Annotated in this window: 17 protein-coding genes; 1 reads left to right on the top strand and 16 read right to left on the bottom strand. The window is 34.3% G+C overall.

Annotation, left to right across the window (positions count from 1 at the left end):
* Window position 1: 1 nt before the first annotated feature.
* The 7 genes from LC076_RS09075 to LC076_RS09045 form a co-directional block, all read right to left on the bottom strand.
* Window positions 2-724, bottom strand: coding sequence for a (Fe-S)-binding protein (locus LC076_RS09075; protein WP_226667878.1), 723 nt, complete (start codon window positions 722-724; stop codon window positions 2-4).
* Between the two features lie 407 nt (window positions 725-1,131).
* Window positions 1,132-3,909 carry a glycosyl hydrolase 53 family protein gene (locus LC076_RS09070; RefSeq protein WP_226667875.1) on the bottom strand — a complete coding sequence of 926 codons (2,778 nt, stop codon included), beginning with the start codon at window positions 3,907-3,909 and terminating at the stop codon, window positions 1,132-1,134.
* Between the two features lie 176 nt (window positions 3,910-4,085).
* Entirely contained in the window at window positions 4,086-6,152 is a 2,067-nt protein-coding gene (locus LC076_RS09065; RefSeq protein WP_226668520.1) for a beta-galactosidase, read from the bottom strand.
* A 25-nt stretch (window positions 6,153-6,177) separates the two neighbouring features.
* Entirely contained in the window at window positions 6,178-7,029 is an 852-nt protein-coding gene (locus LC076_RS09060; protein WP_226667874.1) for a sugar ABC transporter permease, read from the bottom strand.
* A gap of 3 nt (window positions 7,030-7,032) precedes the next feature.
* The gene (locus tag LC076_RS09055; protein WP_226667872.1) at window positions 7,033-8,289 is read right to left on the bottom strand and encodes a sugar ABC transporter permease; all 1,257 of its coding nucleotides are present in this window, start codon (window positions 8,287-8,289) and stop codon (window positions 7,033-7,035) included.
* A gap of 112 nt (window positions 8,290-8,401) precedes the next feature.
* On the bottom strand, window positions 8,402-9,685 hold the full coding sequence (locus tag LC076_RS09050; RefSeq protein WP_413465966.1) for an extracellular solute-binding protein: 1,284 nt from the start codon (window positions 9,683-9,685) through the stop codon (window positions 8,402-8,404).
* A gap of 288 nt (window positions 9,686-9,973) precedes the next feature.
* Window positions 9,974-10,966: a LacI family DNA-binding transcriptional regulator gene (locus tag LC076_RS09045; protein ID WP_226667871.1), complete on the bottom strand. Its 993-nt coding sequence runs from the start codon at window positions 10,964-10,966 to the stop codon at window positions 9,974-9,976.
* 542 nt (window positions 10,967-11,508) lie between these two features.
* On the opposite strand from LC076_RS09045, the gene LC076_RS09040 reads away from it, so the two are divergent.
* Entirely contained in the window at window positions 11,509-12,126 is a 618-nt protein-coding gene (locus LC076_RS09040) for a LysE/ArgO family amino acid transporter (RefSeq protein WP_226667869.1), read from the top strand.
* Between the two features lie 492 nt (window positions 12,127-12,618).
* On the opposite strand, the gene LC076_RS09035 is transcribed toward LC076_RS09040, so the two are convergent.
* The 9 genes from LC076_RS09035 to LC076_RS08995 all read right to left on the bottom strand — a co-directional run bounded on the left by LC076_RS09035 (window position 12,619) and on the right by LC076_RS08995 (window position 25,353).
* Window positions 12,619-15,189: a rhamnogalacturonan lyase gene (locus tag LC076_RS09035; protein ID WP_226667867.1), complete on the bottom strand. Its 2,571-nt coding sequence runs from the start codon at window positions 15,187-15,189 to the stop codon at window positions 12,619-12,621.
* A 945-nt stretch (window positions 15,190-16,134) separates the two neighbouring features.
* The gene (locus tag LC076_RS09030; protein ID WP_226667866.1) at window positions 16,135-17,511 is read right to left on the bottom strand and encodes an alpha-glucosidase/alpha-galactosidase; all 1,377 of its coding nucleotides are present in this window, start codon (window positions 17,509-17,511) and stop codon (window positions 16,135-16,137) included.
* 28 nt (window positions 17,512-17,539) lie between these two features.
* The gene (locus LC076_RS09025) at window positions 17,540-19,525 is read right to left on the bottom strand and encodes a beta-galactosidase (protein WP_226667864.1); all 1,986 of its coding nucleotides are present in this window, start codon (window positions 19,523-19,525) and stop codon (window positions 17,540-17,542) included.
* 64 nt (window positions 19,526-19,589) lie between these two features.
* Window positions 19,590-20,267: a rhamnogalacturonan acetylesterase gene (locus LC076_RS09020; protein ID WP_226667862.1), complete on the bottom strand. Its 678-nt coding sequence runs from the start codon at window positions 20,265-20,267 to the stop codon at window positions 19,590-19,592.
* Window positions 20,268-20,317: 50 nt separating this feature from the next.
* The gene (locus tag LC076_RS09015; protein WP_226667859.1) at window positions 20,318-21,352 is read right to left on the bottom strand and encodes a glycoside hydrolase family 88 protein; all 1,035 of its coding nucleotides are present in this window, start codon (window positions 21,350-21,352) and stop codon (window positions 20,318-20,320) included.
* Window positions 21,353-21,374: 22 nt separating this feature from the next.
* On the bottom strand, window positions 21,375-22,625 hold the full coding sequence (locus LC076_RS09010) for an ABC transporter substrate-binding protein (protein WP_226668517.1): 1,251 nt from the start codon (window positions 22,623-22,625) through the stop codon (window positions 21,375-21,377).
* Between the two features lie 191 nt (window positions 22,626-22,816).
* Window positions 22,817-23,482: a YesL family protein gene (locus LC076_RS09005; protein ID WP_226667858.1), complete on the bottom strand. Its 666-nt coding sequence runs from the start codon at window positions 23,480-23,482 to the stop codon at window positions 22,817-22,819.
* Window positions 23,483-23,557: 75 nt separating this feature from the next.
* A complete protein-coding gene (locus LC076_RS09000) occupies window positions 23,558-24,391 on the bottom strand; it encodes a carbohydrate ABC transporter permease (RefSeq protein ID WP_413465968.1) in 834 nt (277 codons plus the stop codon).
* Window positions 24,392-24,453: 62 nt separating this feature from the next.
* Complete coding sequence (locus tag LC076_RS08995) at window positions 24,454-25,353, bottom strand: carbohydrate ABC transporter permease (RefSeq protein ID WP_226667856.1); 900 nt, start codon at window positions 25,351-25,353, stop codon at window positions 24,454-24,456.
* Window positions 25,354-25,523 lie beyond the last annotated feature (170 nt).

Here is a 25,523-nt window from a genome sequence, read left to right as displayed (position 1 = left end):
TTTACTTCACCTCACTATTTAATACTTCTGCTATATGCATAACCTTGATTGATTTACCTTTTCGATTAATTCTTCCGCCTATATTCATTAAACAACCACAATCAGCTCCAATTAATACTTCCGCCCCGGTTTCTTCAATATGTTTAACTTTTTCATCAACCATTTGCTCTGAAATCGGAACCATTTTCACTGAAAAAGTTCCACCAAAGCCACAGCAATCATGACTATTTGGAAGTGGTTTTACATCTAATCCTTCAACTTGATCTAATAACTTACCAGGAGCATCTTTAACACCAAGTAAACGTGTCATATGACAGGATTTATGATAAGTCGCACATGCTGGTAAACTAGCATTTACGTTTTCTACTTTTAATACATCTACGATAAACTGTGTTAATTCATATGACTTATTTGCTAGCTTTTTAGCTCTTTCCTTCCAAGCAGGATCTTGCTCAAATAAGTGACTATATTCCTTAAGCATCGCCACACATGAACCCGATGGACCTACAACATAATCCGAATTTTCAAATGTACGAATCATATGTTTTGCCACTTCTTTTGTTTCTTTATGATAACCACTATTATAAGCAGGCTGACCACAGCATGTTTGTTGTTCAGGAAAATCCACTTCACAACCAAGCTTTTCTAAAAGTTCAACTGTATGTTGACCAACATTTGAATAAAATACATCTGCTAGGCATGTAATAAATAAAGATACTTTCATTCTCTACTACCTCCCGTTACTGTAAAAAACTGATCTTGTTCTTATTATACTACTTTTCTATTTTAATAACACCCGTTTTTGTTTGTTTATATTTATTTATTATTGATTATATGTTTGTTTTTCTTTTTTTGTTTGTATTTTTTGAAAAATTACGCTCTGTTAAACTTGTGATAATTATGTATTTGCACAGTAATTAGTTATTCTGATTTTTTTGCGTAAGATGTTTTTTTGTCGAAAATTATCTAAACGAAGATAAATTCGGAAAATCGAAGATAAATTTGCAGAATCGAAGATATTTTCGAAAAATCGAAGATAAATCCCAAAAATCGAAGATAAAATTTATTTGTGCTTCTCAACAAGCTTTAAAAAGCCCTAATCTACTTCGGATTAGGGCTTTTTTCGATCTATTAACTATTCATTTTTAAATATTTACGTTTTCTCCATACAAATCCAAATCCAATTACAATAAAAAGCAATCCTATGATCAGATTGTTGTATGTTGTTGTTGCTGTATTTGGTAATTCTTTATCTGTTGAAGCATTTACTAGCTCTGTTTCTTCTTCTCCATCACTTGTTCCTGGTTCTGGCGTAGTTGATTCTACATCACCCACACCTGATTCTGGTGTTGTCGGTTCTCCTTCACCGGTCCCTGGTTCCGGTGTTGTCGGTTCTTCTCCTTCACCTGTGCCTGGTTCTTCCGGATCTGGAATTGGATCAACTTCTGGCTCGTCAACTACATAATCACCTGTACGTTTTAAGTAGAAGTTATCTAGCGTACCCCATGCGCCTGGATTTGCTTTAATTTTTGCTCCAATAGTCAAAGTACCATCTAATACAAGTATTTCTTTGATCTCAGGGTTACTCCAATTCACCCAACCATTCACAGAAGTATTCTGTTTATATTCTTGATCTTCTGTTGTTGCATAAAGATACATGTCAGATTCGTCTGCATCTCCACCTTGCAAAAACATTGATAAGCTATAATAACCTGGCTTTAAACCTGTGATTTTTTGTGTAACATCAAAGTCAATTTGTTCACCTGAATAATAATGTAATGAATATTCTCCAGATTTTGCATCAGATGCTTTTTGTTGGAAAGTAGCGTATCCAGATGTTTCACTATCATAAGTAATTTCCCACATACTTCTATCACTATTTTCAAAACTAGAATTAACAACATAATTTTTTGCATTTATTTGTAGATGCGCCTTAACAGCACCGTCACCTTCAACCGTACCGTCAATTTCATATGACCCTTCTCCAGCTTTAATAGCTGCTGCTAATGCCGATTGATCCCAAGCAACATTTACAGATCCTTCACTTCCATCATTGTAAATAACCGTAACTGTAGCAGGTAATGAAATATCTTCACCTACATTTGCACTTACAGATATATCTTTTATTTCATCAATCTCTAAAGGTGCAACTGCTCCTGTATCAACATATTTGAATACATTTAAGGAAGAAAGAGGTTGTCCATTAAAATCAAATAATGCTTGATTATCTACAGCACTTCCCCCAAACCATTGTCCTGCATCATGTGGATCATATTCTGTAGCATAACTAGTAGCCCAACCTGAGCCATGCTCTTCCCAAATTAATTTATTTTGCTCTAAATCTGATCCTACTGGAAGCCATGCTGGTTCCCAATAAAACACACCAATACCTGCATCTCCTACATTAGCAACTGCTTCAATCACATCTCTTACAGAATTAGCTTGACCTTGAACAGTAATTGGATAGTTTAATGTTTGACCCGAATTCTTTGGTGCTGTATTACCATGACCATCACCATCTTTAGCAGTATAAGCATAAGATGTTTCAGCAACCATCACTTTTTTACCGTAGATATCAGCTACATTTTTCAAAACTGTTGTTAAGTTATCCAACGTTCCATGCCAAAATGGATAATAGGAACTAGCAAACACATCATAATCAACTTGATGATCATCTAGAGTTTTAGCTATTGAACTATATCTTCCAGATGTTTCTGGGTTGGTAAAATGTAATGCTACTAAGATATTTGGATCAATTTCTCTAATTGCTTTACTACCTTCATTAAATAATGCGCTCATTTTTGACCAATCAGATTCTCCAGCAATCGCGCCATTTGTTTCATTACCAACTTGAACCATACCAACATCAATACCTTCATCTAATAAGGTTTGAAGGCTTTCTTTTGTATAGTTATAAACTGCTGTCTTTTTATCTTCAAAGCTTAAATCCTTCCAAGCCTTTGGTGCTTGTTGTTTTGCAGGATCTGCCCAGAAATCTGAGTAATGGAAATCTACTAACAACTTCATGCCATTTGCTGTTGATCTTTTTCCAATCTCTATTGCCTTTTCTAAATCATTATTTCCGCCACCATAGCCATTACCTTCTGAATCATATGGATCATTCCAAATACGTACACGACTATAATTAACTCCTGCTTCTTTCATCGTTGTAAAAATATCTTGTACATCTCCAGCTTCGTTATAAAATTCCACACCACTGTTTTCTAAAGAAATGATACTTGAAACATCCACACCTTTAATAAATTCGTTATCTAATCCTTCCACTTTTTCTACGAAAATATCAGCTTCCACTGGCTGTGAACTATTATCCTTTGAAACTAGATTAAAGCTATCTATAAAACCATAAGAATTAGGGGCACCGGTGATTGTAGCTCCTATTTCAAAATCAGTCGCTTCTTCTGTCAAATCAAATGAAAAGGTAAGCGTGTCCCAATTGTTGTAGCCCTTAGTCATAACTGGATCTAACTTATTTTCTCCAGCAAAAAGAGTGACATTTCCTGCTTCAGCAGCTTCTCCCCCCATCGAATGAACCGATAATTGATAGCTTCCAGCAGGAAGGCTCTCAATTGTTTGTTTAACCGTGAATACCTGATTTGGAGTTGCAGTATCTTTTACCCAATATTTAAAAGCTTGTTCTCCTTCAAGAGGAGTTATCCACTCGTCACTTGCATAATTAAAATGCTGTAAATCAACACCATCCCAGTTTTCAGTTTCAACAGCCCATGAACCATCTTCCCAAAAATCTGTTTCAAATCCACTATTCACTAAAAGATTGTCTACTGAATCTACTGCAAAACTTACATTAGATTGTCCTAAAAATGAACTCAATAACAAAATTATTGCTAAAAACATTGATACGATCATTCTATTACTCTTTCTTCTACGCATATTATTACCACCTTCCGATTGATATTTGTGTAAACTTAGCCATTCTTGATTTCTTATTTCATCACTCCCTTCAAAGTAAGCGTTTACTTTTATGTAAAAAAAGGGAATTGATTGTATAACAAGGAAAGAGACATCCATTCTACATTCGAACGGATGCTCTTACCTATAAGAATTCATTAGCTATTCTTTTTCTCAATTATTCGTACTTCATATCTCTCTAACATTAAATCTCCAGTGATTACATCTCCAGATACCATATCTTTCCCTTGGAAATCAAAGCTAATAGGTTGTTTTTCTTCTGTAAAGTTCATAATGAAAATATAATCACAATTTTCTGCCTGTCTGACTTGAACTGAAACACCTTGTTCATGTTTAATTTCATGAACAGCTCCAAGACTTAATTCATCTATTAATCCACTATAAAAGTCTCTGTGAAATTGTTCATCTAAGCGTGCACCAATATAATATGATTTTCCTTTTCCATATTGATGACTTGTCACTGCAGGTGTATTTTCATAAAAGTCCTCTTGATAGACTCCTTCTACATTAGCAGAATTAAGATCAATAACTGTTGCATAATCTTTCATCTCATATGACTTGTTTTTGTAAGTTACATGATTTCTATCTTTTGGATACAAAGTATCTGTTTCAAGAGGCTTCATACCAAAGATCTCTTGAAGGTCTTTATGCCAGCCACCCATATAAGTTAAATCATGTTCATTCACAAGACCACTGATATAAGTCATGACTAATTTACCACCATTAGCAACAAATGCTTTTAGTCTTGAAATTGTTTCCTCACTTACTAAATACAGCATTGGCACAATAAGTAATTTATAATTAGAGAAATCTTGCTCTTTCGTTATAACATCTACTGGTATATCTTGTTCCCAGAAAGTGCGGTAATGCTGTTGTAACGTTTGTGGATATAGCTTCGTTTTAAGGCCAAAGCCTTGAGCATCATTTATTGCCCAGTTGTTTTCCCAATCATAGAAAACCGCTACCTCAGATGGGCGATTTGTTCCAACTACATCTGATAGCTTTTCTAATGTTTGACCAACCTTTGCAACCTCTTTAAACACTCGATTTTCTGGACTATTATCATGATCAACAACAGCTCCATGGAATTTTTCTGAAGATCCTCGTGATTTTCTCCACTGGAAATACAAGACACTATCAGAACCATGTGAAACCATTTGCATAGAAGAAAGCAAATGCATACCTGGGCGTTTCGCTTTATTTACTTCATGCCAGTTCACTCCACTTGGTGTTGATTCCATTAATAAGAATGGCTGCTGTTTAAGGCTTCTATACAAATCGTTAATAAAGCCAACTTTCATTGCTAACTCAGCAGTACTCTCCCAATCATTATGCCAAGCAGGGTATGCATCCCAGCTAACAACATCAAGATGTTTTGCAAACTTGCTATAATCTAGTGCTTGAAATGGTATTAAGTCAAATGTATCTGCCATAAAATTTGTCGTAATCGGGATGTTAGGTGTTAATTCTCTTAATGGCACAATTTCATTTTCATAAAAGTTTATCGTTTGGTCTGTAACAAATCGACGCCAATCCAAGTTTAATCCATGAACGGCACTCTCACCTATCGGAGAAGGAGGTTCAATTTGTGACCAATCATTATAAGTATGACTCCAGAAAGGACCCCACCATGCATCATTTAGAGACTTCAAACTATGATTATATTTTTCTTTTAACCAATCTCTGAACGCATGTTGACATGAATTACAATGACATTCCCCACCATATTCATTGGAAATATGCCACATTAATAAACTTGAATGCTGACCATATCTCTCTGCTAATAGTCGGTTCATTTCCTGCGTTTTTTCACGATAAACTTTTGAGGTAAAGCAGTGGTTATGACGACCACCATGTAACTGCTTTAATCTGTTACCGTTTACTCTTAAAACTTCAGGGTATTTTTGAGACATCCACGCAGGACGAGCACCACTTGGTGTAGCTAGGATAACTCGACCACCAATACTAGTGATGTTTTCAAATATCTCATCTAACCATTCGAAGTTATAAACTCCTTCTTCTGGTTCAAGTGCACTCCAAGCAAAGATTCCTACTGAAAATGTATTTGTGTGTGCAAGCTTCATCAGTTTTATGTCATCAGCTAAAATGTCAGGTCGATCTAGCCATTGATCAGGATTGTAGTCTCCTCCGTGAAGCATGAATTTCGCTTTTGATGTATATGTTTTATTACTCTTAGACATAATTCTCTCCTTTTAATACAGAATTTCGTTAACCCTTTGTGCCACCTGCTGTTAACCCTGAAACAAAGTTCTTTTGTAAAAGGATAAAAATAAGAGCAATTGGAATACTTATTAAGATCGCTCCTGCAGCAAAGGTTGTATAACTTGCACCCATTACATCGTTTACTAAGTTAAATAACCCAATTGGTAATGTATAGTACTCAGCTGATCTTAAAATCGTTGATGATAAGATAAAATCGCCAAGAGGTCCTGTGAATCCTAGCATGGCAACTACAGCAACCATTGGTCTTGAAAGTGGCATTATAATTTGTATAAAGATTCGTGTATTGCTTGCACCATCAATCCTTGCGCTTTCATCAAGATCGATTGGAATCGAATCCATATAACCTTTCATAAGGTACGTATTCATTGGAATAAGACCACCTATATATAGCAGAATTAATAACCAATGATTATTCATCATTCCTAGAATTTGCGCTAAAACAAATAGAGCAATTAACGCTGAAAACTGAGGAATCATTTGTAATAGTAAAAATAACGTTAAAGCATTTTTTCTCCCTTTAAAACGGAATCTAGAAAAGGCATAGGCTGTAAAACAAACACTAGCAACAGTACCTATCATCGTAAACACACTAATTTTTAATGAGTTTAAATACCATTGACCGTATTGTAAGCTTTCTTTACCAGCAAACAATTCTCTATAATGATCTAATGTTGGATTTTTCGGTATGATTGACGTACTAATTAAACTATTACCTGGATTAAAGCTTGCGCCTACAGTCCAAATTAACGGATAAATGATGATAACAGACGTAAAAATTAAGATAGTATAAGAAATTAGGAGACTTATAAATTTTCTCGTCTTCGTATTTGACAGCATCTTTTAAACCTCCTCTTTAAACGATTTCGTCCGTCTGAACTGCCATAATGCGATCACAATAACAAATACAGACAGTAAAATAGTTAATGCTGCTGCAAGAGAATACTGACTCGATTGCATCGTTAATTTATAAATCCAAGATACTAAAATATCAGTTCCACCAGCATTTGACCCAGGTACTGCTGGACCTCCACCATTAAATAGATAGATAATATTAAAGTTATTAAAATTAAACGTATATTGTGTAATAAGTATTGGAGCCATTGCAATTAATATCATTGGCATAGTAATATTTTTAAATTTAGCAAACATCGACGCACCATCGATTGTAGCTGCCTCATAAAGATCTTCAGGAATTGATTGTAGAACACCTGTAGTTACTAAGAAAATATATGGAAAACCTAACCAACCCTGCATGAGGATAAGTGCTAATTTAGACCAATTTTGATCTGTTAACCAAGGAATCGGATCAATGCCAAATGCTGCTAAAATATCATTGTTTATTGCACCAAAACTATCATTAAATAATCCTGCAAAAATTAAAATCGTAACAAAACCAGGTACAGCCCAAGGTAGAACTAAGATTGTTCGAAACAACCTCTTAAAGCGAATTGCTTTTTGATTGACTAAAACAGCAAGGAAAATACCAATACTAATTTGAAGAGTTGATGCTACTAGAGTCCAAATAACAGTCCAAGATAAAACATCAAAGAAAGTTGAACGCCAAATATCAACTGTGAAAATCTCTGCAAATGTTTGTAATCCAACCCAATCAGCTAGATTAGCAGGAGGAGAATGATATAAATCATAATTGGTAAATGCTAAAGCAAAGCTAAATAGGATAGGAAAAATAACAGCAAAAATCAAGATAAATAAAGATGGACCACTAATCACATATGGATAACCATGTGCCATTAAATTATGGTATTGTTCCTTAATTGAGCTTAACTCTTTATTCTCATCTCGTAATTTTCCATTACTATATGCATCTTTCAAATTAAGATAATAAATTGCTAGACCAAAACAAGTAACTATAACAGCAATAATTCCTTCTGCTAGAAGGAAAACAGAGTTATCACGTGGTACTTCTGTTCCTAGTGTAAATAGTCCCCAAAAGCCCATATTCAATAGATCTTTAAACACAGCAATGAAAGATACACCTAAAATTAAATAGATAAGCCCTTTAACCCATTGCTTATTATAAAATTGTCCAAGACCAGGAATAACAGATAATAATAAGGCATTTCTACGATGTTGCATTTTATTCACCTCTCTAAATAGACAGGAAATCGACATTCCGTCCGTTCTTTAAAACTTATAATAAATGGTGTCAAACGAAGAGTTACGTTTGACACCATTATTCAAACCTTAATTATTTACCTGAATGTTTTGCCTCAATTTGCCCTTTAATTGTTTCAACAGCTTGATCTAACGCTGCTTTTGGTTCTGCTTTTCCAGTAGCAATTGTTTGTAGTGCAGAATCTGTTGGTGTCCACACTTCATTCATTTCAGGAATGTTTGGTGTTAACTCAGCAAATTGTGATTGCTCTGCTACTGCTTGTGCTGATACATCTTCAGCAACGACTGGATCATTTGCAAGAGACGCTACAGCTGGAACTTCCTTCGTGATTTCAAATCTTTTTCTAGAATTTTCTTCATTTGCAAGGAATACAACTAATTCTTGTGCAAGCTCAGCATTTTTTGAATAACCACTTACGTTATAGCTTTTCACACCAACGAATGAGCTCATATTATCACCGTTTGATAATTCTGGTAACTTCACAACTCCATAATTAATACCTGCTTTTGCATATGGTTCAGTATTCCAAGGGCCAGAAATAACCGCTGCCGCTTTTCCTTCTGTAAATAATGTATCTAAGACATTAATTCCTTGTTCCCCAATGATTCCTGCTGGGAATAAACCTTCTTTATAAAATTTTTGAATATATTGTGCTCCCTCAACAGCGCCTTCATTGTTTAAGCCGATATCAGTTGGATCATAATTTCCATTATCGTCTTTACCAAAGATATATCCGCCATAACCACTCATAATACTTTGTGCATAATAAATTTGATCAAACAATGCTAAGAAACCAAATTTGTTACCGTCAGTCATTTCTTTAGACAAGTCATACCATCCATCTAATGTTGTTGGTAATTGATCTTCAGAAACTAAATCTTTGTTATAGAAAAGTACTGTTGTTTCAACAGCTTTTGGTAAACCGTAAACTTTACCTTCTACTGTTTGTGACTGCATTGCAACATCTGTATAAATAGATTGAACATCTTCACCAACAGTTAATTCTTTTACTAAACCTTCAGTTACAGCTGTTCCAATTTGATCACCAGGCATAGTTAATACATCTGGACCTGTTCCAGCTGGACCATCTAAACGTAAATCTTCAATTTGTTGAGCATATGTTTTTTCAACCACTTTTACTTTTACATCATGTTCTTTTTCAAATGCAGCAACAGCATCTGCAATTCCAGCAGCTTTATCTTGATCTTCCCAAACTAATAGTTCTGTTGTTCCTTTAGCAGCATCTTTCTCAGTGCTTGTCTCTCCACTATCACTTTCCTGTGGTCCACAGCCTACTAAAGCTAAACTTAAAGCTATACCACTCATAAGACCTAAAAACTTTTTATTTTTCTTCACTATATTTGTCCCCCTTTAGTAATATCAGCGGTTTCTATTAATGGAAACGCTTTACTAAAAATAATATATCACGAGAGAAAAAATAAGTAAACAAATATTTTACTATAATCAGTAAAAATATTTACGAAATTAATAAGAACAAATTTTCGTAGTATTTTCACACGTTTCTTTAAGGTTCTATAAATCATTATCATGTACTAGTATTTAAGTATTTCTCGAAAAAAACAAAAAAGTGGTGAATCTTAACTTAATAAGATTCACCACTTTAATTAATATATTAACCTTTATCTAATTCGTACTTTTTCTCACAACTAAATTTGAACCTATATATAATGTTTTAACAGATTTGCGTTTTTCAAGTACTTGTTCGAGCAATAATTCAATCGCATTTTTGCACAATTCCTGAATATCTATATGAAACGTTGTTAAAGGAGGTGAAACATATTTTGCCACACTAATATTATTAATACTAACTATGCTCACTCGATTTGGTATCGCTATACCCATTTCATTCAATGCCTGTAAACAACCTACTGCAATAGCATCTGATGCAATAAAAAACGCTGTAGGTAATTGATCTGCCAAATTATCTACTGCATTTTTCATTAAATAGTAGCCATTATCTACAGAAAATCCTCTATGACAAAATATATATTCTTCCTTAAGTAAACCTTTTTCCTCCATATACTGACGAAATATTTTTTCTCGGAAATCCATCTCATCTTGATCATTATTTGGGTTATGATATGTTCCCCCGATAAAACCTATTTCTTTATGACCTTTTTCTATAAAAAGATCAACTGTTTTTGTTGCAACCTGCGCTAAATCTGGTTTAACTGAATCAAAATGGTTTGGATCAGGCGTTGAATCTATAAAGACACCATTAGAAGTTAAGCTTCTAAGATGAGCTAACTCTTTATCAGAAAACGTACCTACTGCAATAAAACCTTCAATATTATCAGGTATGATGTCAATTCCATCAGTAATTTTATAGGTTGTTAATTCTACATTGAATTTTTTGGCCAATTTTTCTATTTCAAGTCTCATTGTCTTGAAATAGACATCCTCTAGTTCCTCTTTATCTGTTAACCAATAGAGAAAAGCTATATTTTTCACTAATAACCTTACAGTGTTTTTCTTATAATTTAACTTTTCTGCAACATCATAAATTTTTTCTCTCGTTTCATCCGGAACAGAAAGGCTTTGATCATTGTTTAGAACACGAGATACAGTTGAAATAGAATACCCCGCTTCTTTCGCAATATCTTTGATTGTAGCCATTCTCTTCACCTCCAAATCATCTTCCCTTTTCCTAGTACAACACCAACACTTCACTAGTAAAACATTTTACTTTATTTTACTACATTTTACGAATATGTAAAGTATTAAAATTCTTCGTATTATTATTTTGTTAATTAATTAGCAAAAATTCCATTATTTATGATACGATAAAATAAGAATACAAGCTTACTATAATATCAATTAAAGTAATGGTGGTTTTCATGAACAATATGAAAAAAATTTACTTCATCGGTTATTTTATTTTATTTCCAATAATTTTTTTGATAAGTTTTTTTATATGGACATATTTTATCAAAGATTTTAATTTATTTACCATTATACAAGACTGTTTCGGTATTTTAGGAATTTACTATTTAATCACGAGTTTTCTTTTTTTAAGATATTTACCTAATCAAAATAAATAGAAATCATATATGTAGTATTTTTTTTACAGGAATAGTTGTCGAGAATTTCATCCAATAGATTGGAGACAAAATGATCCTTTTTCGTTATTCTATTATGAGAGAAAAGGAGGGAAAGTTTTGGAACCATTTCTTCACGGAATAATTTTAGCATTTGGTCTAATTTTACCTTTAGGAGTACAAAATATTTTTGTATTTACACAAGGAGCCACCCATAAAAAATTCACAAACGCCTTACCTGCAATTTTTACTGCAGCCATTTGTGATACATTTTTAATTTCATTAGCTGTTACTGGTGTTTCACTTATTGTTTTTAATTTTATTTGGTTAAAAACTATTATTTTTTTTGTTGGATTTTTGTTCTTAATTTATATGGGATGGGTAATGTGGCGGGATTCTTCTCAAATAAAAAAACATCAGGAGCTAAATCAATTTTCACCTAAAAAACAGATAACATTTGCAGCTTCTGTATCACTATTAAATCCCCATGCGATTATGGATACAATAGGAGTGATTGGTACTAGTTCATTAGCTTATAGTGGAACAGAAAAATGGCTTTTCGCACTCTCCTGTATTGCTATTTCTTGGCTTTGGTTTCTTGCACTTGCTATTACAGGTAGAAAAATCGGACAGCTAGATACAAATGGGAAATTTTTAAGGTACATAAATCAAATTTCAGCAGTAATTATTTGGATAATGGCTATTTATATTTTCAGTCAGATTTTTCAATCGTTATAAATAGGCATCAGCCACAACTAATATATACAAAAAGATCAAGAAAACCTGTTACTTTGATTAGTTTAAACTATCTTTGAGTAAGGCTCTTTTCTGAAAAATTGTTGCTAATTGACGTTTTTCTCTGTTAGAACCAGTGTATTATCGGATAAATAGTGCGATCTGTAGAAGAAAAGATGCCACTAGACTTTTTACAGAGTTGTTTTTATCAGTATTCTAAAAACAACAAAGTTTATGAAAAAAGCCTTGATTAAGGCTCTTTTCTGAAAGATTGTTGCTTATTGACGTTTTTCTCTGTTAGAACCAGTGTATTATCGGATAAATGGTGCGATCTGTAGAAGAAAAGATGCCACTAGACTTTTTACAGAGTTGTTTCTATCAGTATTCTAAAAACAACAAAGTTTATGAAAACAGCCTTGATTAAAAAGCTTTACAAAAAAACTACCTTAAAATAGAAAGTCTTGCAATCTATTCTAAGGTAGCTGTTAAATTGATTTATTTTTCAGATCGTTCATTAATATTGATTATTATGCTTTCAGCTTTAGCTGTTAAAATTGATTTTGCATTTTCGCTAACTTCTTTTTTCTTCTGTTTTTGATCTAACTGTTTAATGAATTTCTCTAAGAAGGAAATTCCCTTTTTATCAGAGCCTTTGTCAATATGATGTTGAGCTTGTTTTAACGTATTTTCAAGTTTACGTATAATTGAGCCATTCAGCTCTCCATTTTCTTCATATATGTCTACTAGATTGCTTAAAGAAGTTAACTCATTAGGCATTTTCATATCAGGCTGTGGAACACTTTGCCAATCAGTGTCAGAAGCAAAATAATAGCTTGGATATGCTGGTTGATTATATCCTGCGTTTTGCCAAGCAATACCTGTTCTATATTGTGCATCATGCATCAATGTATATAATTTACGATCTGTTACTTCTGTGTTTAAATATATTCTAATTGATTGACTATCATCCGTTCGAACAAGCAATTCCTCACGCCAATCTCCAAAAATATCAGCAACTAATGATGGATTTCCTTTTGTACCATTATTTGTTTTTGTACCTGAGGCAGTTAAAACTGTTCCTTTTTTCCAATCATCGATTGTTGGTGTTTTATCTCCTGATCCATTCACGATCTGTGTTGTCATATCAGCAGACCATTTTATATTCATATTCGTTCCAGGTGAGCGTGTATCAAGCTGTGTTCCATTAGCAGTCCACAAACCAACAGCCCATGTTTCTAATCCACTTTGATCAGGATCAATATCACCTACCATTCCTCTACCAGTATCTCTACCAGTATAGCCACCATATATAACTTCTCCAGTTGCAGCATCTCTAAGTGCATAGCCGTAAGGAGCATAGCGTCCACCTTCATGAACCATAAATATTTCTAAGCCTTCTCTATTAGGATCGATATCTGCAACATGTAATGCATCACCATGTCCTAAGCCAGCTGTTACACCTGGGGTAGCACTTTGAGGTGGCATCACATCACTTGAGCTATATAACAAAGAACCATCATGATCAATTGTAGAAGATCCATAAATCACTTCCTGCTTACCATCTCCATCAACATCAGCTGTACTTAAAGAGTGTGCCCCTTGAGTTGTAAGTGAACCAAATTCCTCACTTGTACCAAGTCTTCCATGTGGTCCATCATTAAATGGATTCGTCATTGGTGTCCAACCACTATCAACATCCCATTCTTCTTTAAGATGTTTACCATCCCAGCTATATGAAACGAGTGTTGCTCTTGTATAATATCCTCTTGAGAAAATAGCGGATGGTTTCTTCCCATCTAAATAAGCTACTCCCGCTAAAAAGCGATCCACTCGATTTCCTGGCTCAATTCGCGACATCGCGTAATCTCCCCACATTAATCCGTCATCATGACGTTCATGTTTATAACGAATAGTCTCCATTTCAGAGCCGGTTTCTCCATTAAAAACAGTTAAATACTCAGGACCTTTCACAATAAATCCTTCAAAATCTCTTAAATCATTACGGCTACTTCTGCTTGGAGCATATTCATCAATAAAGTAATCTGCTAAACTTTCAGCATCTTCAGTTGATAACGGGTAATCATATTTCTTTTCAATTCCGAAGGCTTCTTCAAGTGATGCAGGCCAATTACCATTTACAACTTCCTCATGATTATGCCAATTCTTAAACATATCAACAACATGATTATAATAATCCTCACTACTCATTCGATAATCATCTTGATGACTGTACCCTTCTTTTTTATCTTCTTTGAGCATTGTAATAAATTCTTCAGATTTAACATTTCCTTTTGCATCAAACTTTATCACTTTTGTACCTGGTGCTGTTTTGAACATTAATTCTGATTTTCCATCCCCATCAAAATCATATACTAAAAATTGGGTATAATGAGCACCAGAGCGGATATTAACTCCAAGATCAATACGGTACAACAATTCCCCATCAAATGTATAGCAATCAATATACGTATTTCCTGTATAACCTTTTTGTGATACATCTTTAGAATTTGTCGGATCCCATTTCACAAAAAATTCATACTTGCCATCTCCATCAACATCCCCAACACTCATATCATTAGCTGTATAAGAATAAGCTTCACCACTTGGTGTGACACCATCAGAAGGCTTTTTTAACTTCAAATCAACATATGTATTTTCCCATGGTGTTGTTTCAGAGCTCTGGTCAATTTCCTTCCCATTTTTAACGGCAGCCACATAATATTTAGATGTACTTGTACCATTACTATCTAAAAAGTTTGTACTATCTTCAACTGTTCCGAGCTTCTTACCATCACGATAAACATTGAAATTAACACCCGTTAAACCAGTTTCAGAATATCCTGACACTTCATCAGCTAAAAGTCGCCAACTTAAAAATACACCCTCTGAAGTATTTGTAGCGACAAGACCTCTGTCTAAATATTCGAGCTGAACAGAACGATCTTGGACGTTATGTTTATTCGTTTGAGATGTTACGGCTGAAGCACTACTTTGAAAACCTGTAAAAAGAAGTGGAGCTGCTAGAGATAAAGTAACTAGTTTTTTAGTAATAGATTGTTTCCTCAAAATTGATTCATCACCCTTCATTAGTAGTAGAAAAAGTGCAAAATACAGTGAGGCTAATATTACTTTGAATTCTATTTGATTTTAACTAGATTGGTTAGTATATTCATTGCTAGCTATTTAATTAAGTAACTTTCTTAAATAAATTCAAGTACACCAATTGAAATAAGCTTCTCCGTGGTTATACGTAGGCTCCTTTCTTAACTAGTTTTTTTGTAAGCCTTTTCATTAATTAGTGTGATCAAGAAACTATTTCAATTATAAGTAATTCATTTTCTTAGATACATATAAAAAACCGTTACATTATATTAAAAATCAGTGTTGTTTAATAGATTTCTAATTGTCGGGAAGATTTTTGGAAAAAATAAGGTTTTTCTTTAGATTGTGATTAAGAATAACGACCTTTTCCTCCAGCTTTCCTCTCGATTTTGTCCTTCATGGGCTCTATAACGGACTTTTGCTCGGGCTTCCCTCTCAATTTTGTCCTTCATTAGCTCTATGACGGACTTTTGCCCAGGCTTCCCTCTCAATTTTGTCCTTCATTAGCTCTATGACGGACTTTTGCCCAGGCTTCCCTCTCAATTTTGTCCTTCATGGGCTCTATGACGACCTTTTCCTCAGGCTTCCCTCTCAATTTTGTCCTTCATTAGCTCTATGACGACCTTTTCCTCCAGCTTTCCTCTCAATTTTGTCCTTCATGTGCTCTATGACGGACTTTTACCCAGGCTTTCCTCTCGCTTTTGTCCTTCATGTGCTCTATGACGGACTTTTGCTCCAGCTTCCCTCTCGCTTTTGTCCTTCATCAGCTCTATGACGGACTTTTCCTCAGAACTTCCTCTCGTTTTTGTCCTTCATCAGCTCTATAACGACCTTTTGCTTAGGAATAAAGATCTTACCACAAAAAAACAAGGCACCTTAACAGAACCTTGTTTCTTCCACTATAAAAAACTAAATAGCCCAACCTGTTAAATAATTTTTCGTATTTTCTAGCATTTCATTAAATAATTTCTCTGCGTCTTCTCTACTTACTGATGATAGTAGTGGTTCATTAACAAATGTATTAAATGCTAGTTGTTTATCTTTAGTTAATGATGCTTTTAAAATTGATTCTTGATTGATCACATGTCTACTGACCATATTATGAATGTCTAACGGAAGCTTTCCTGCAAATACTGGTTGAACAGAGTCTTTTTTGAATAAAGCATTTGTTTCAACAATTGTTCCTAGAGGTAAGCCTTCAATTTGACCTTTATTTGGGTAATTCACATTTGTTACTAAATCTTCAATACCTAGTAGTGCAAGAATAATGTTTACTCCTTCTTCACTTGATTGGGTAAGATTTAGCTCTTCTTTTCCTTGTATTAAAGCTTGATTATGATTCACTTTTTCTATTGAATCTTTCTTTCTAAAATCTACATGTGTTAAATGAAATTTCCAATAAGCGACTGTTTCCGGATTTTTCAAATACGTTGGAGGCATGAACTCTGCTAAATGTCGATCACCTGCAGCAGCTATTAAGCCATATTTCTTAAATAAATCGAACTTTACTTTATTGCAAGATGAGAAAACACTTTTTTTCCATTCCCCTTCTTCTTTTTCAAAACCTGTTTCTTCATACTTTTCTACAAATTGTTTATAATAAGGCATTATATCAATATTTTGATAGCTAGCTTGATTAATCCATGTGAAATGGTTAATACCTAGTACATTCACTTTAATATCAGTGCGATTTTGCACTTCTTTATTGAGAAATTCTTTTACAACTTCAGCTAGCAAATTCTGTGTTTCAAATACTTCATGACAGCAGCCAAAGGCCTTTATTTCTGGAAATACCTCATAAAGTGTTCGAGTGCAAAGTGACATCGGGTTTGTATAATTAATTACCCATGCCTCTGGTGCATACTTTTTAATAGATTCAGCCATTTCTACAAACATGGGTATTGTCCGAAGCGCCCTGACAAGCCCACCAGGACCAACTGTATCTCCTACAGATTGATACACTTCATATTTTTCAGGTGTATGAACATCAGATGCCATTTCCTCAAATGTACCTGGTAAAATAGAAATGATAACAAAATCACTTCCTGTTAATGCTTCTTCCATTGTTGTAACAGCTTCATACTTCCAATTGCTTTTTGCTTTTTCATGCTTTGAGATTCTATTTCCTATCTGCGCATTGCGCTGTGCAGCATCATAATTAATATCATATAAAGCGACAGTTCCTGAAATTCTACTTTCTAAAGCAAGATCATTCATTAAATTTATTGCCCACCCCTTAGATCCCCCGCCAATATAAGCAACTTTAAGTGATTGTAAATTCGTCATGTTGATTCCCCCGTGTTCTTCATTAATTTTATTGAAAAGAAATCACTTTATGTTCATAAGCGTTAACTTCATATGTTCCTTTTGAAATGAATTCTCCGGTAATTCCATCAACTGCATCATAAGGAATTGTAACCGAGCCTCCGTTTCCATCCATGTTAACAATTATCCACACAACTTCATTGGCTCCTTGTCTTGGAACAACTATTGTACCCTCTGATACATCTGATTTTAGTACAACATTCGCTTCTTCAGCATAATGATTTAGACATTTTACAAGAAGTTTTTCTCCTGATTCTTCTATTGGCAGTGACCCAAGCATAACAACTTTTCCTTTTCCAACAGTGTGTTCTGTCATAAATGCCTTACCTTTAGAAATTCCATCATTGATGAATCCAACTGCTTTAGCCTCTTTTGGCTCAAAAATTGAGCTCCATAAGCTTAGCGGTGCAACTTCACCCATGAATTCTCCAGTTGTTTGAGTTCCATCCATTGGGTATGTAAATAATGTTTCAACACCAGCTATTTGGTCCAACTCCCCTAGCGCTGCATCTGTATGAATTGTATGATGCTCTGTCCGCCCTCCTGTTATAGGCCCGACTATCCATATTCCTCCGTTCTTTACAAAATCTTCTGCTCTATTACGATACTCGGTTGTTAGATTGTGAATAAATGGCGTAAATAATAATTTGTATCCCTGTAAATTCGCACCCTCTGGAAGAAGATCACGATGATATCCTGCTTTTACAAATTTCTCATAAAATTTTACTACTAATGAACGATAATCTAAATTTCGGTGTGGTTCTGTTTTCATGTAGGCTTTTGCAATGTCAGAATAGGTTATTGCTACTTCAGCCTGTATTGGTTTTGTCGATAAAATGATAGACTCTATTTCTTTTCTTGCAGCCTCGACTTCCTTTACATTTTCAAATCCAACTGTTGGTTTACCCCATGCACTAATAACAGATCCGTGAGGCTGTTCACATCCTGTTCGCTGCTGTCTCCAAAGCCAATAACAAAATGCTTCTCCTCCTAATGCGTACGCAGCAACCGCCTCGGCTTTTAGATAACCATTTGGATGTGGAGTTGCATGACTTTCAAGTGAAGCACTATATGATGGACTTGTCTCCATAATCCAAAAATCCCTGTTTTTTTTAAAATTTCTCCACAAATCACAATTGAATAAATAAGCTGCAAAATTGCTTTGTTCTGCGTATGTATCAAATGAAGCAAAATCTAAATTTTTATATAGTCTCTCATTATCAACATGAAAAAAGGTTGTGCTATTGTGAGTAATAGGTGCAGCAGAATATTTTCGAATAATTTCAGCCTGCTCATCAGCAAATTCTGCTATTTTTTCATAAGAGAAAAGCTGGTACATTGTTTTTAACGATGAATTATGAAGAAATGGAGTTGAAATGGGTTGGGGAATTTGGTCAAAGCTATGGTAATATTGACTCCAAATATGAGTACCCCAAGCTTCATTCAATTGATCAATAGATTCATAACGATTTTCTAACCATTTATGCCATAAATCTTTACAGTTTTCACACATACATTCACTAACATGACATTTAAATTCATTATCTAATTGCCAACCAATGACACTTTGATGATTTCCTACTGCTTTTGCAATTTCCTCTGTAATAATCGCAGCTCTTTCTCGAAAGTACTCATTATTCGTGCATATATGTTGTCTTGAGCCATGACTCATAATTTGTCCATCTTCATTAACATGCATTCGCTCTGGATGGTTGTGCGTTAACCAAATTGGAGGTGTTGGAGTCGGTGTACACATCACCGTTTCAATCCCATGCATACTCAACTTTTCAATAATATCTAGAAAAAATGTCACATCAATTTGTCTCTCTTCTTTTTCAACGATTGACCAAGCAAACTCTCCCATCCTTACAACATTGATGCCAGCTTCAATCATATATTTTATATCTTCCTCAATCGCTTCCTCATCCCACAATTCTGGATAGTACGCAGCTCCATGATATAACTTTTTACTCATAAAACGCATCTCCTACTATTTGGATTTTAATCATCATAACAAAGTAAAAACCACAGGATTGTGGTTAAGTTTTTAAATAGGCAACAACAGGTAATTCTAATTCTTTCATCCCTTCTACAACTAACTTTCCAATTTCCCTAGCACCTGTTTCTGAAAAATGCGTGTTATCTTCAATACCATCTGGGTAATTTTGATGAACGTTAGGCTCTAGAATCGTAAACAATTTTTTTGATTCTTCTATACCAAGATTTTCATAAAGACACTTTGTTTTAGACCATAAATCAATAAGGGGGACTTTTAACTTCTCCGCAAGTTGAATCATTGCATTTGGGTAATGTCCTAATGTGTTTTCTAACTTACCTGAGCGATCAAACTTCCTTCGATGCACAGAGGTTAATAAAACTGGATATGCCCCCTTTTCACGAGCCCCAAGAACATACTTCCTTAAAGAAGATTGGTACGTTGTATAAGGTTCAGTTCCGTACGATTTTTGATCGTTATGTCCAAACTGAATGAATAGATAATCATTTTGTTGAATTCTCTCCAATATTCCTTGAAGTCTGCCTTCTTCTATAAAACTATTTGAGCTTCTACCACCCATTGCTTCATTATGAATTGTCACATTATCATCAAAGAAAGATTGAAAAAACTGACCCCATCCAGCCATAGGAGATTCGTGCTTAGGGCAATTAGCAGCTGTAGAATCTCCCGCTAGGAAAATTGTATATTGATTTTGATTCACATATATTCTCCTTCCACCAATCAATATTTGTAGAGAAATATATTAGAATATTAGTTATATATTTTTTTACTATTTTTTAGTAGTTCAGCTAAAAATACGAGTGTTAAACCTTGACCCCATCCTTGGATACGTTTATATGGGACATTTTTATATCCTTCAGCATCATTCATGACTGCTGTACCAGCTGAAACTTTAGATACCTTTCCATCATCTTCAATTTCTCTTAAAATACCTTCTATTGATTTTTGAATATACTTATTGTAGAGTGATCCTCTTGTAAGTAACGCAGCTGCAATGGCTGATGTTCCTGAAATTTCACCATATGAAGACGGATCATCTACAATTGTATGCCATAACCCATCTTCTCCTTGAAGCCTAACTAAGGCACTTAATTGATCACGTAAAGAGCAATCAATAATCATATAAGAAGGATCTTGCACTTCAACTAAACTCAATGCTTTTGCCATTGTTAATGCAGCCCATCCATTGCCTCTTGCCCAATAAATGGATGACATATGGTTTTTCGCAATATTATCCCAGCCATGATAGTAAAGATTTGTTACCGGATCCTGAAGAAAATCTTCATGTCCATGATATTGTTTAAGTCCATCTCTGAAATAATCCTCACGATCTAGTAATCTTCCAACTCGTAAAAGAAACAAGCCTGCCATCATCATCGTATCAACCCATGCCTGTTCAGGAAAAACATCTTTCACTGAGTTTACCGTATGCTGAAAAATTCCATCTGCAAAACGTGGGGCATCATTTTTTAGATATTCAGCCATCTCTTTAATGACATTCAAGTACTTTTCATCCTCTGTTACAGAGTAAAGAGTAATTAATGTATGACCAATGGAAACTCCATTAATAGATAACTTTGGTAAACCATCCTCAAGCCATTCATCTACCCATGTTTTTAATAGATCAATATATTCCTGTTTTTCTGTTGCTTCAAATGCTGCCGCTATTCCATAAAATGCAACACCACCAGGCCAATCCCAATTAAAATCCATTTCAAATGTTCTTTTTACAACTTTATCAATTACTTCCTGAATTTCTGATTCATCAAATTGTAGTTTTGGCATATCTTTTCCCTCCATATACAATTTAGCCATTTTTCAATATCTCATCTGCTTGTTTTCTGAACTGTTTGGCTCCTTCTTCAGGCGTAATTTTCTCAAACAATATTTGATCGGAAATATCCTTTAATATTTTCATAACCTGTGAACTCCCAACTGGATCAGGGGGATAAAATTCTTCTGTTATCCCTTTTGCTCTTTCGACATAATTTAATATCTTAACTTCTCCATCAGTAAGTAATGGTTTAATAGCTTCTGAAACTTCTGATGAAACAGGTACTCCACGCTCACCTTTCATTAATTGGTTAGCTTCTACATTATTAATAAAAAAATCAATAAACTTTGCAGCTTCTTCTTTCTGTTTAGAGCTTTTAGGTATAGAAAAAAGCATACTTGGCTTTAAAAACAGTGCTTTGTTTTCATGATTCTCAGGTGGTAGATTCAACGTTAATGATGCATCTGTTAATTGATCAAATCCTGCATATTGATTTGAGTAGTTCCAAGTAATAGCTGTATTGCCTTTTACAATAAAATCACTTTCCATTCCTCTAACTGCTGAAACTTCATCTGGTGTTGGAAATGCCCCTTCATTTATTAATCGTAACTGCATGTTGAAATAATCAATAAATAATTGATCATCTTTGTAGGCCAGACCTGTTCCTGCTTCATTATAAAATTGCTCACCTTTAGTTCGTAAATAATAGGGGAAGAAAATATCTGGTGGATGCATGCCATTTGATCCATATACACCAACTGTCTTTTTGATATCCACTGTCATTCTCTCCATATCTTCCCATGTCCAAGTATCATCATTAATGTCAACACCTGATAAATTCAGCAAAATGTCATTTGAGATAACAGAAAGAACATTTATTCCAATTGTAAATCCATATAATTGGTCTCCTATTTTGCCGCTATTTACAACACTTTTATCAATTGAAGAAATATCGATCGTACCTTTTTGAATATAAGGTGATAAATCTTCAAGTAAACCTTTTTGGCCATATTGAGAGATATACGCCATATCCATTTGAATAACATCTGGTAGCTGATTTCCCGCCGCCATTGGAGCTAAGTTCTTCCAGTAGTCATCCCAATTCGCAAACTCGGGTTCAATATTCACGTTCGGGTGCTGTGCTTCGTACAATTCAATAATCTTTGTTGTGTATTCATGTCTAGCTTGACTTCCCCACCATGCAACTTTAATTGTAATAACTTCTTCTTGATCACTTCTTCTAGGTTCATGATCTGAACTGCAAGAAGTGGTAAACAATAGCATGAGAATGAGGGTAAAAGGTAAAAGCTTATTCACAATAACCACCCTTTTGTAAGTGTTTACAATATTTAAGTTTAATAGGTTTTAGCTTGAAGTGTAATTCATATATTAGACAAAACTGTTTAAAAAACAGAGGTAATTGGCTTAAACCTAAATTAATTGTAATTATTTACATTCAGTTGGTCTACTTAAAATCACTCATTTAACAAATCTTTTTCATTTAAATTTCTTGACATGTTCATTTCGCTTTTTTTACTTATGGCATTAAAAGCATTGATTGCCGGTTTTGTCATAACTAATGCAAATATATTGCCACTGCATACTAAAAGTAAAGGTGGACCAAAAGATAATAAAATAGCTAACCCAACACTACTCACAAAGATCATGATTGTTGAAAAAGGTCTCATAATCATAATGAAAAAGGAATTTTTAAACACCTGTAATATCTTCAGATCATAATGAACATACATTGGAAAAATATAAAATAATACACAGACAAAGAGTATTGAAATGATTAAAAAAGGAACGGATAACAGATTTTGAATCTGTGGTGAAGCTTGTTGTAGAAAGTGATAGTCAATTACTAAAACCGTTCCTACCAATAAGATAACCGCTCCTAGAATGTTACTTTTTATAAACTCTTTTTTATACGATCTCCAAAAAACTTTTGTAATAGAAATATCCATTTCTCCCATTGCCCATCTTCTGACCACAGCAAACATTGATACTGTTGCAGGAAAGAATCCTAAAACAATGAAACCAAGTAAAGAAAAAAAGATCCAAAGAATATTTAAAAGTACTAATCTTGTTATCCATTCTAGAACGTTATTTACACCACCCATAACCCCATGTGTTTCCATCATATATGCACCATTCCTTTTTCAATAATTTCTACCATTCTACGTATTAAAAATAGAGGGTTAGCTTTTCTAAGCTTAACCCTTTAATCCACTAGTACTAATCCCTTCAACTACATGTCTTTGGAACAAGAAGAAAATAACAAAAACTGGTATTAACGTAACAATTGACATCGCAAACATCGCACCCCAGTTAGACACTGTTTCATTACTTAAAAACATGTTAAGGGCCATTGAAACTGTATATTTATCTGGACTATTTAAATAGAGTACTGGTCCTAATAAGTTATCCCATGTCCAATAGAACGAGAATATTGCTGCTGTAGCCAATGCTGGTCTAATTAAAGGTAGAATAATTTTGTAAAAGATTTTAAATGTATTACATCCATCTATAGTAGCCGCTTCATCTAATTCTCTTGGAATTGTTCGAATAAATTGAACAAGCAGGAAGATGAAAAATGGATGTCCGAAATATGCAGGAACGGCAATTGGTTTGATCGAATCTAACCAACCTAGCTTTGCGAAAATGATATACTGTGGAATCATCACGACTTCATATGGCAACATTAACGTTACCATCATGATTGCAAACCAAAAGCTTTTTCCAAAAAATTCTAACCTAGCAAATCCAAATGCTATAACTGCTGAAGATATTACTTGACCTACCATTGTAAAAAATACAAGTACAACAGTATTTTTTATAAATACTCCAAAGGAATTTCCACCGATTCCTTCCCAACCTTGTGCAAAGTTATTAAAAACCCATGGATCAGGAATTAGTGATTGTGCAGTAACAAAGATTGTTTCACTTGGCTTGAATGAACTCATTAAAAGCCAAATGACAGGATAAAGCATTAGTACAGCAAAACCACCAACAAGTATGTGATAAATCCACCATTTTGGTTTTTTCATTTTCCGAACTTTCATTCCTGTTGTACCAGGATCATGTTTTAATTTCGTTTCTGGTTGCATAATTATTTCCCCCCTTCAGATTCATAATGAACCCAATACTTCGATGAGAAGAATATGATTGCAGTAAGTATACCGACAATGATCAACATCACCCATGCCATTGCTGATGCATATCCCATATTAAAGAATTCAAATCCTTGAATGAACAGATATAGTGAATAAAGAAGCGTACCATCTAAAGGTCCACCTGTACCTTTTGAAATGATAAAGGCTGGCACAAATGTCATAAATGCTGCAATTGTTTGCATAATTGTGTTAAATAAAATAACAGGACTTAACATTGGTAGAGTGATTTTCGTGAACTTTTGCCAAAATGTAGCACCATCAACACTAGCTGCTTCATAATAAGTAACCGGTATGCTTTTTAATCCTGCTAAGAAAATTAACATCGATGATCCAAATTGCCATACTGATAAAAGGATTAACATCCAAAGAGCTGCCGTAGGATCTCCAAACCAGCGAACATCTGGTAAACCAAATACACCTAATAAGAGATTTATAATTCCTTCGTCACCAAAAATATTTCTCCACATAATCGCAACTGCTACACTTCCACCAATTAGAGAAGGTAAATAGAATAATGATCGATAAAGACCTACTGCTCTTGATGCGGTGTTTAAAATCATCGCTATAATAAGAGCAAATCCTAATCTTAATGGAACACCAGCAAACACATAAATGAGTGTAACTTTAAGAGATTGCCAGTATCTTGGATCTTCAGTGAACATTTTATTATAGTTTTCTAGTCCTACCCACTGAGGAGCTCCAAACAAGTTATATTTAGTAAACGAAAAATATAAGGAGGCTAGTATAGGGATAAACGTAAAGGCCAGAAATCCTATTATAAAGGGGCTAATAAATAAGTAGCCTCTTACATTTTGCTTGATAGCCCGTGTACTCATACAATCATTCCTTTCTACGGAACACTTTATTTAAGATAAGGCTGCTTTCGTATACGTTGTTGCTTTGACAATCTTGAAGGAAACCGCACTTTATCAAGTCTAGTGCATCTTTTCTGCTAGAAAAGGTCCATTCATTCAATAAAAAGACTGGTTTCAACAGATAATTAAGG

Origin of the sequence: Metabacillus litoralis, from assembly GCF_020524045.1 — a bacterium.
Lineage (GTDB): Bacteria > Bacillota > Bacilli > Bacillales > Bacillaceae > Metabacillus > Metabacillus litoralis_C.
Note: the sequence above shows the minus strand (reverse complement) of the source record. Positions and strands in the feature narration are given on the sequence as shown.

Coding starts and splice junctions, on each gene's coding strand:
- LC076_RS09075 (WP_226667878.1), bottom strand. CDS start 724: ATGAAAGTATCTTTATTTATTACATGCCTAGCAGATGTATTTTATTCA.
- LC076_RS09070 (WP_226667875.1), bottom strand. CDS start 3,909: ATGCGTAGAAGAAAGAGTAATAGAATGATCGTATCAATGTTTTTAGCA.
- LC076_RS09060 (WP_226667874.1), bottom strand. CDS start 7,029: ATGCTGTCAAATACGAAGACGAGAAAATTTATAAGTCTCCTAATTTCT.
- LC076_RS09055 (WP_226667872.1), bottom strand. CDS start 8,289: ATGCAACATCGTAGAAATGCCTTATTATTATCTGTTATTCCTGGTCTT.
- LC076_RS09045 (WP_226667871.1), bottom strand. CDS start 10,966: ATGGCTACAATCAAAGATATTGCGAAAGAAGCGGGGTATTCTATTTCA.
- LC076_RS09030 (WP_226667866.1), bottom strand. CDS start 17,511: ATGACGAATTTACAATCACTTAAAGTTGCTTATATTGGCGGGGGATCT.
- LC076_RS09025 (WP_226667864.1), bottom strand. CDS start 19,525: ATGAGTAAAAAGTTATATCATGGAGCTGCGTACTATCCAGAATTGTGG.
- LC076_RS09015 (WP_226667859.1), bottom strand. CDS start 21,352: ATGCCAAAACTACAATTTGATGAATCAGAAATTCAGGAAGTAATTGAT.
- LC076_RS09010 (WP_226668517.1), bottom strand. CDS start 22,625: ATGCTATTGTTTACCACTTCTTGCAGTTCAGATCATGAACCTAGAAGA.
- LC076_RS09005 (WP_226667858.1), bottom strand. CDS start 23,482: ATGGAAACACATGGGGTTATGGGTGGTGTAAATAACGTTCTAGAATGG.
- LC076_RS09000 (WP_413465968.1), bottom strand. CDS start 24,391: ATGAAAAAACCAAAATGGTGGATTTATCACATACTTGTTGGTGGTTTT.
- LC076_RS08995 (WP_226667856.1), bottom strand. CDS start 25,353: ATGAGTACACGGGCTATCAAGCAAAATGTAAGAGGCTACTTATTTATT.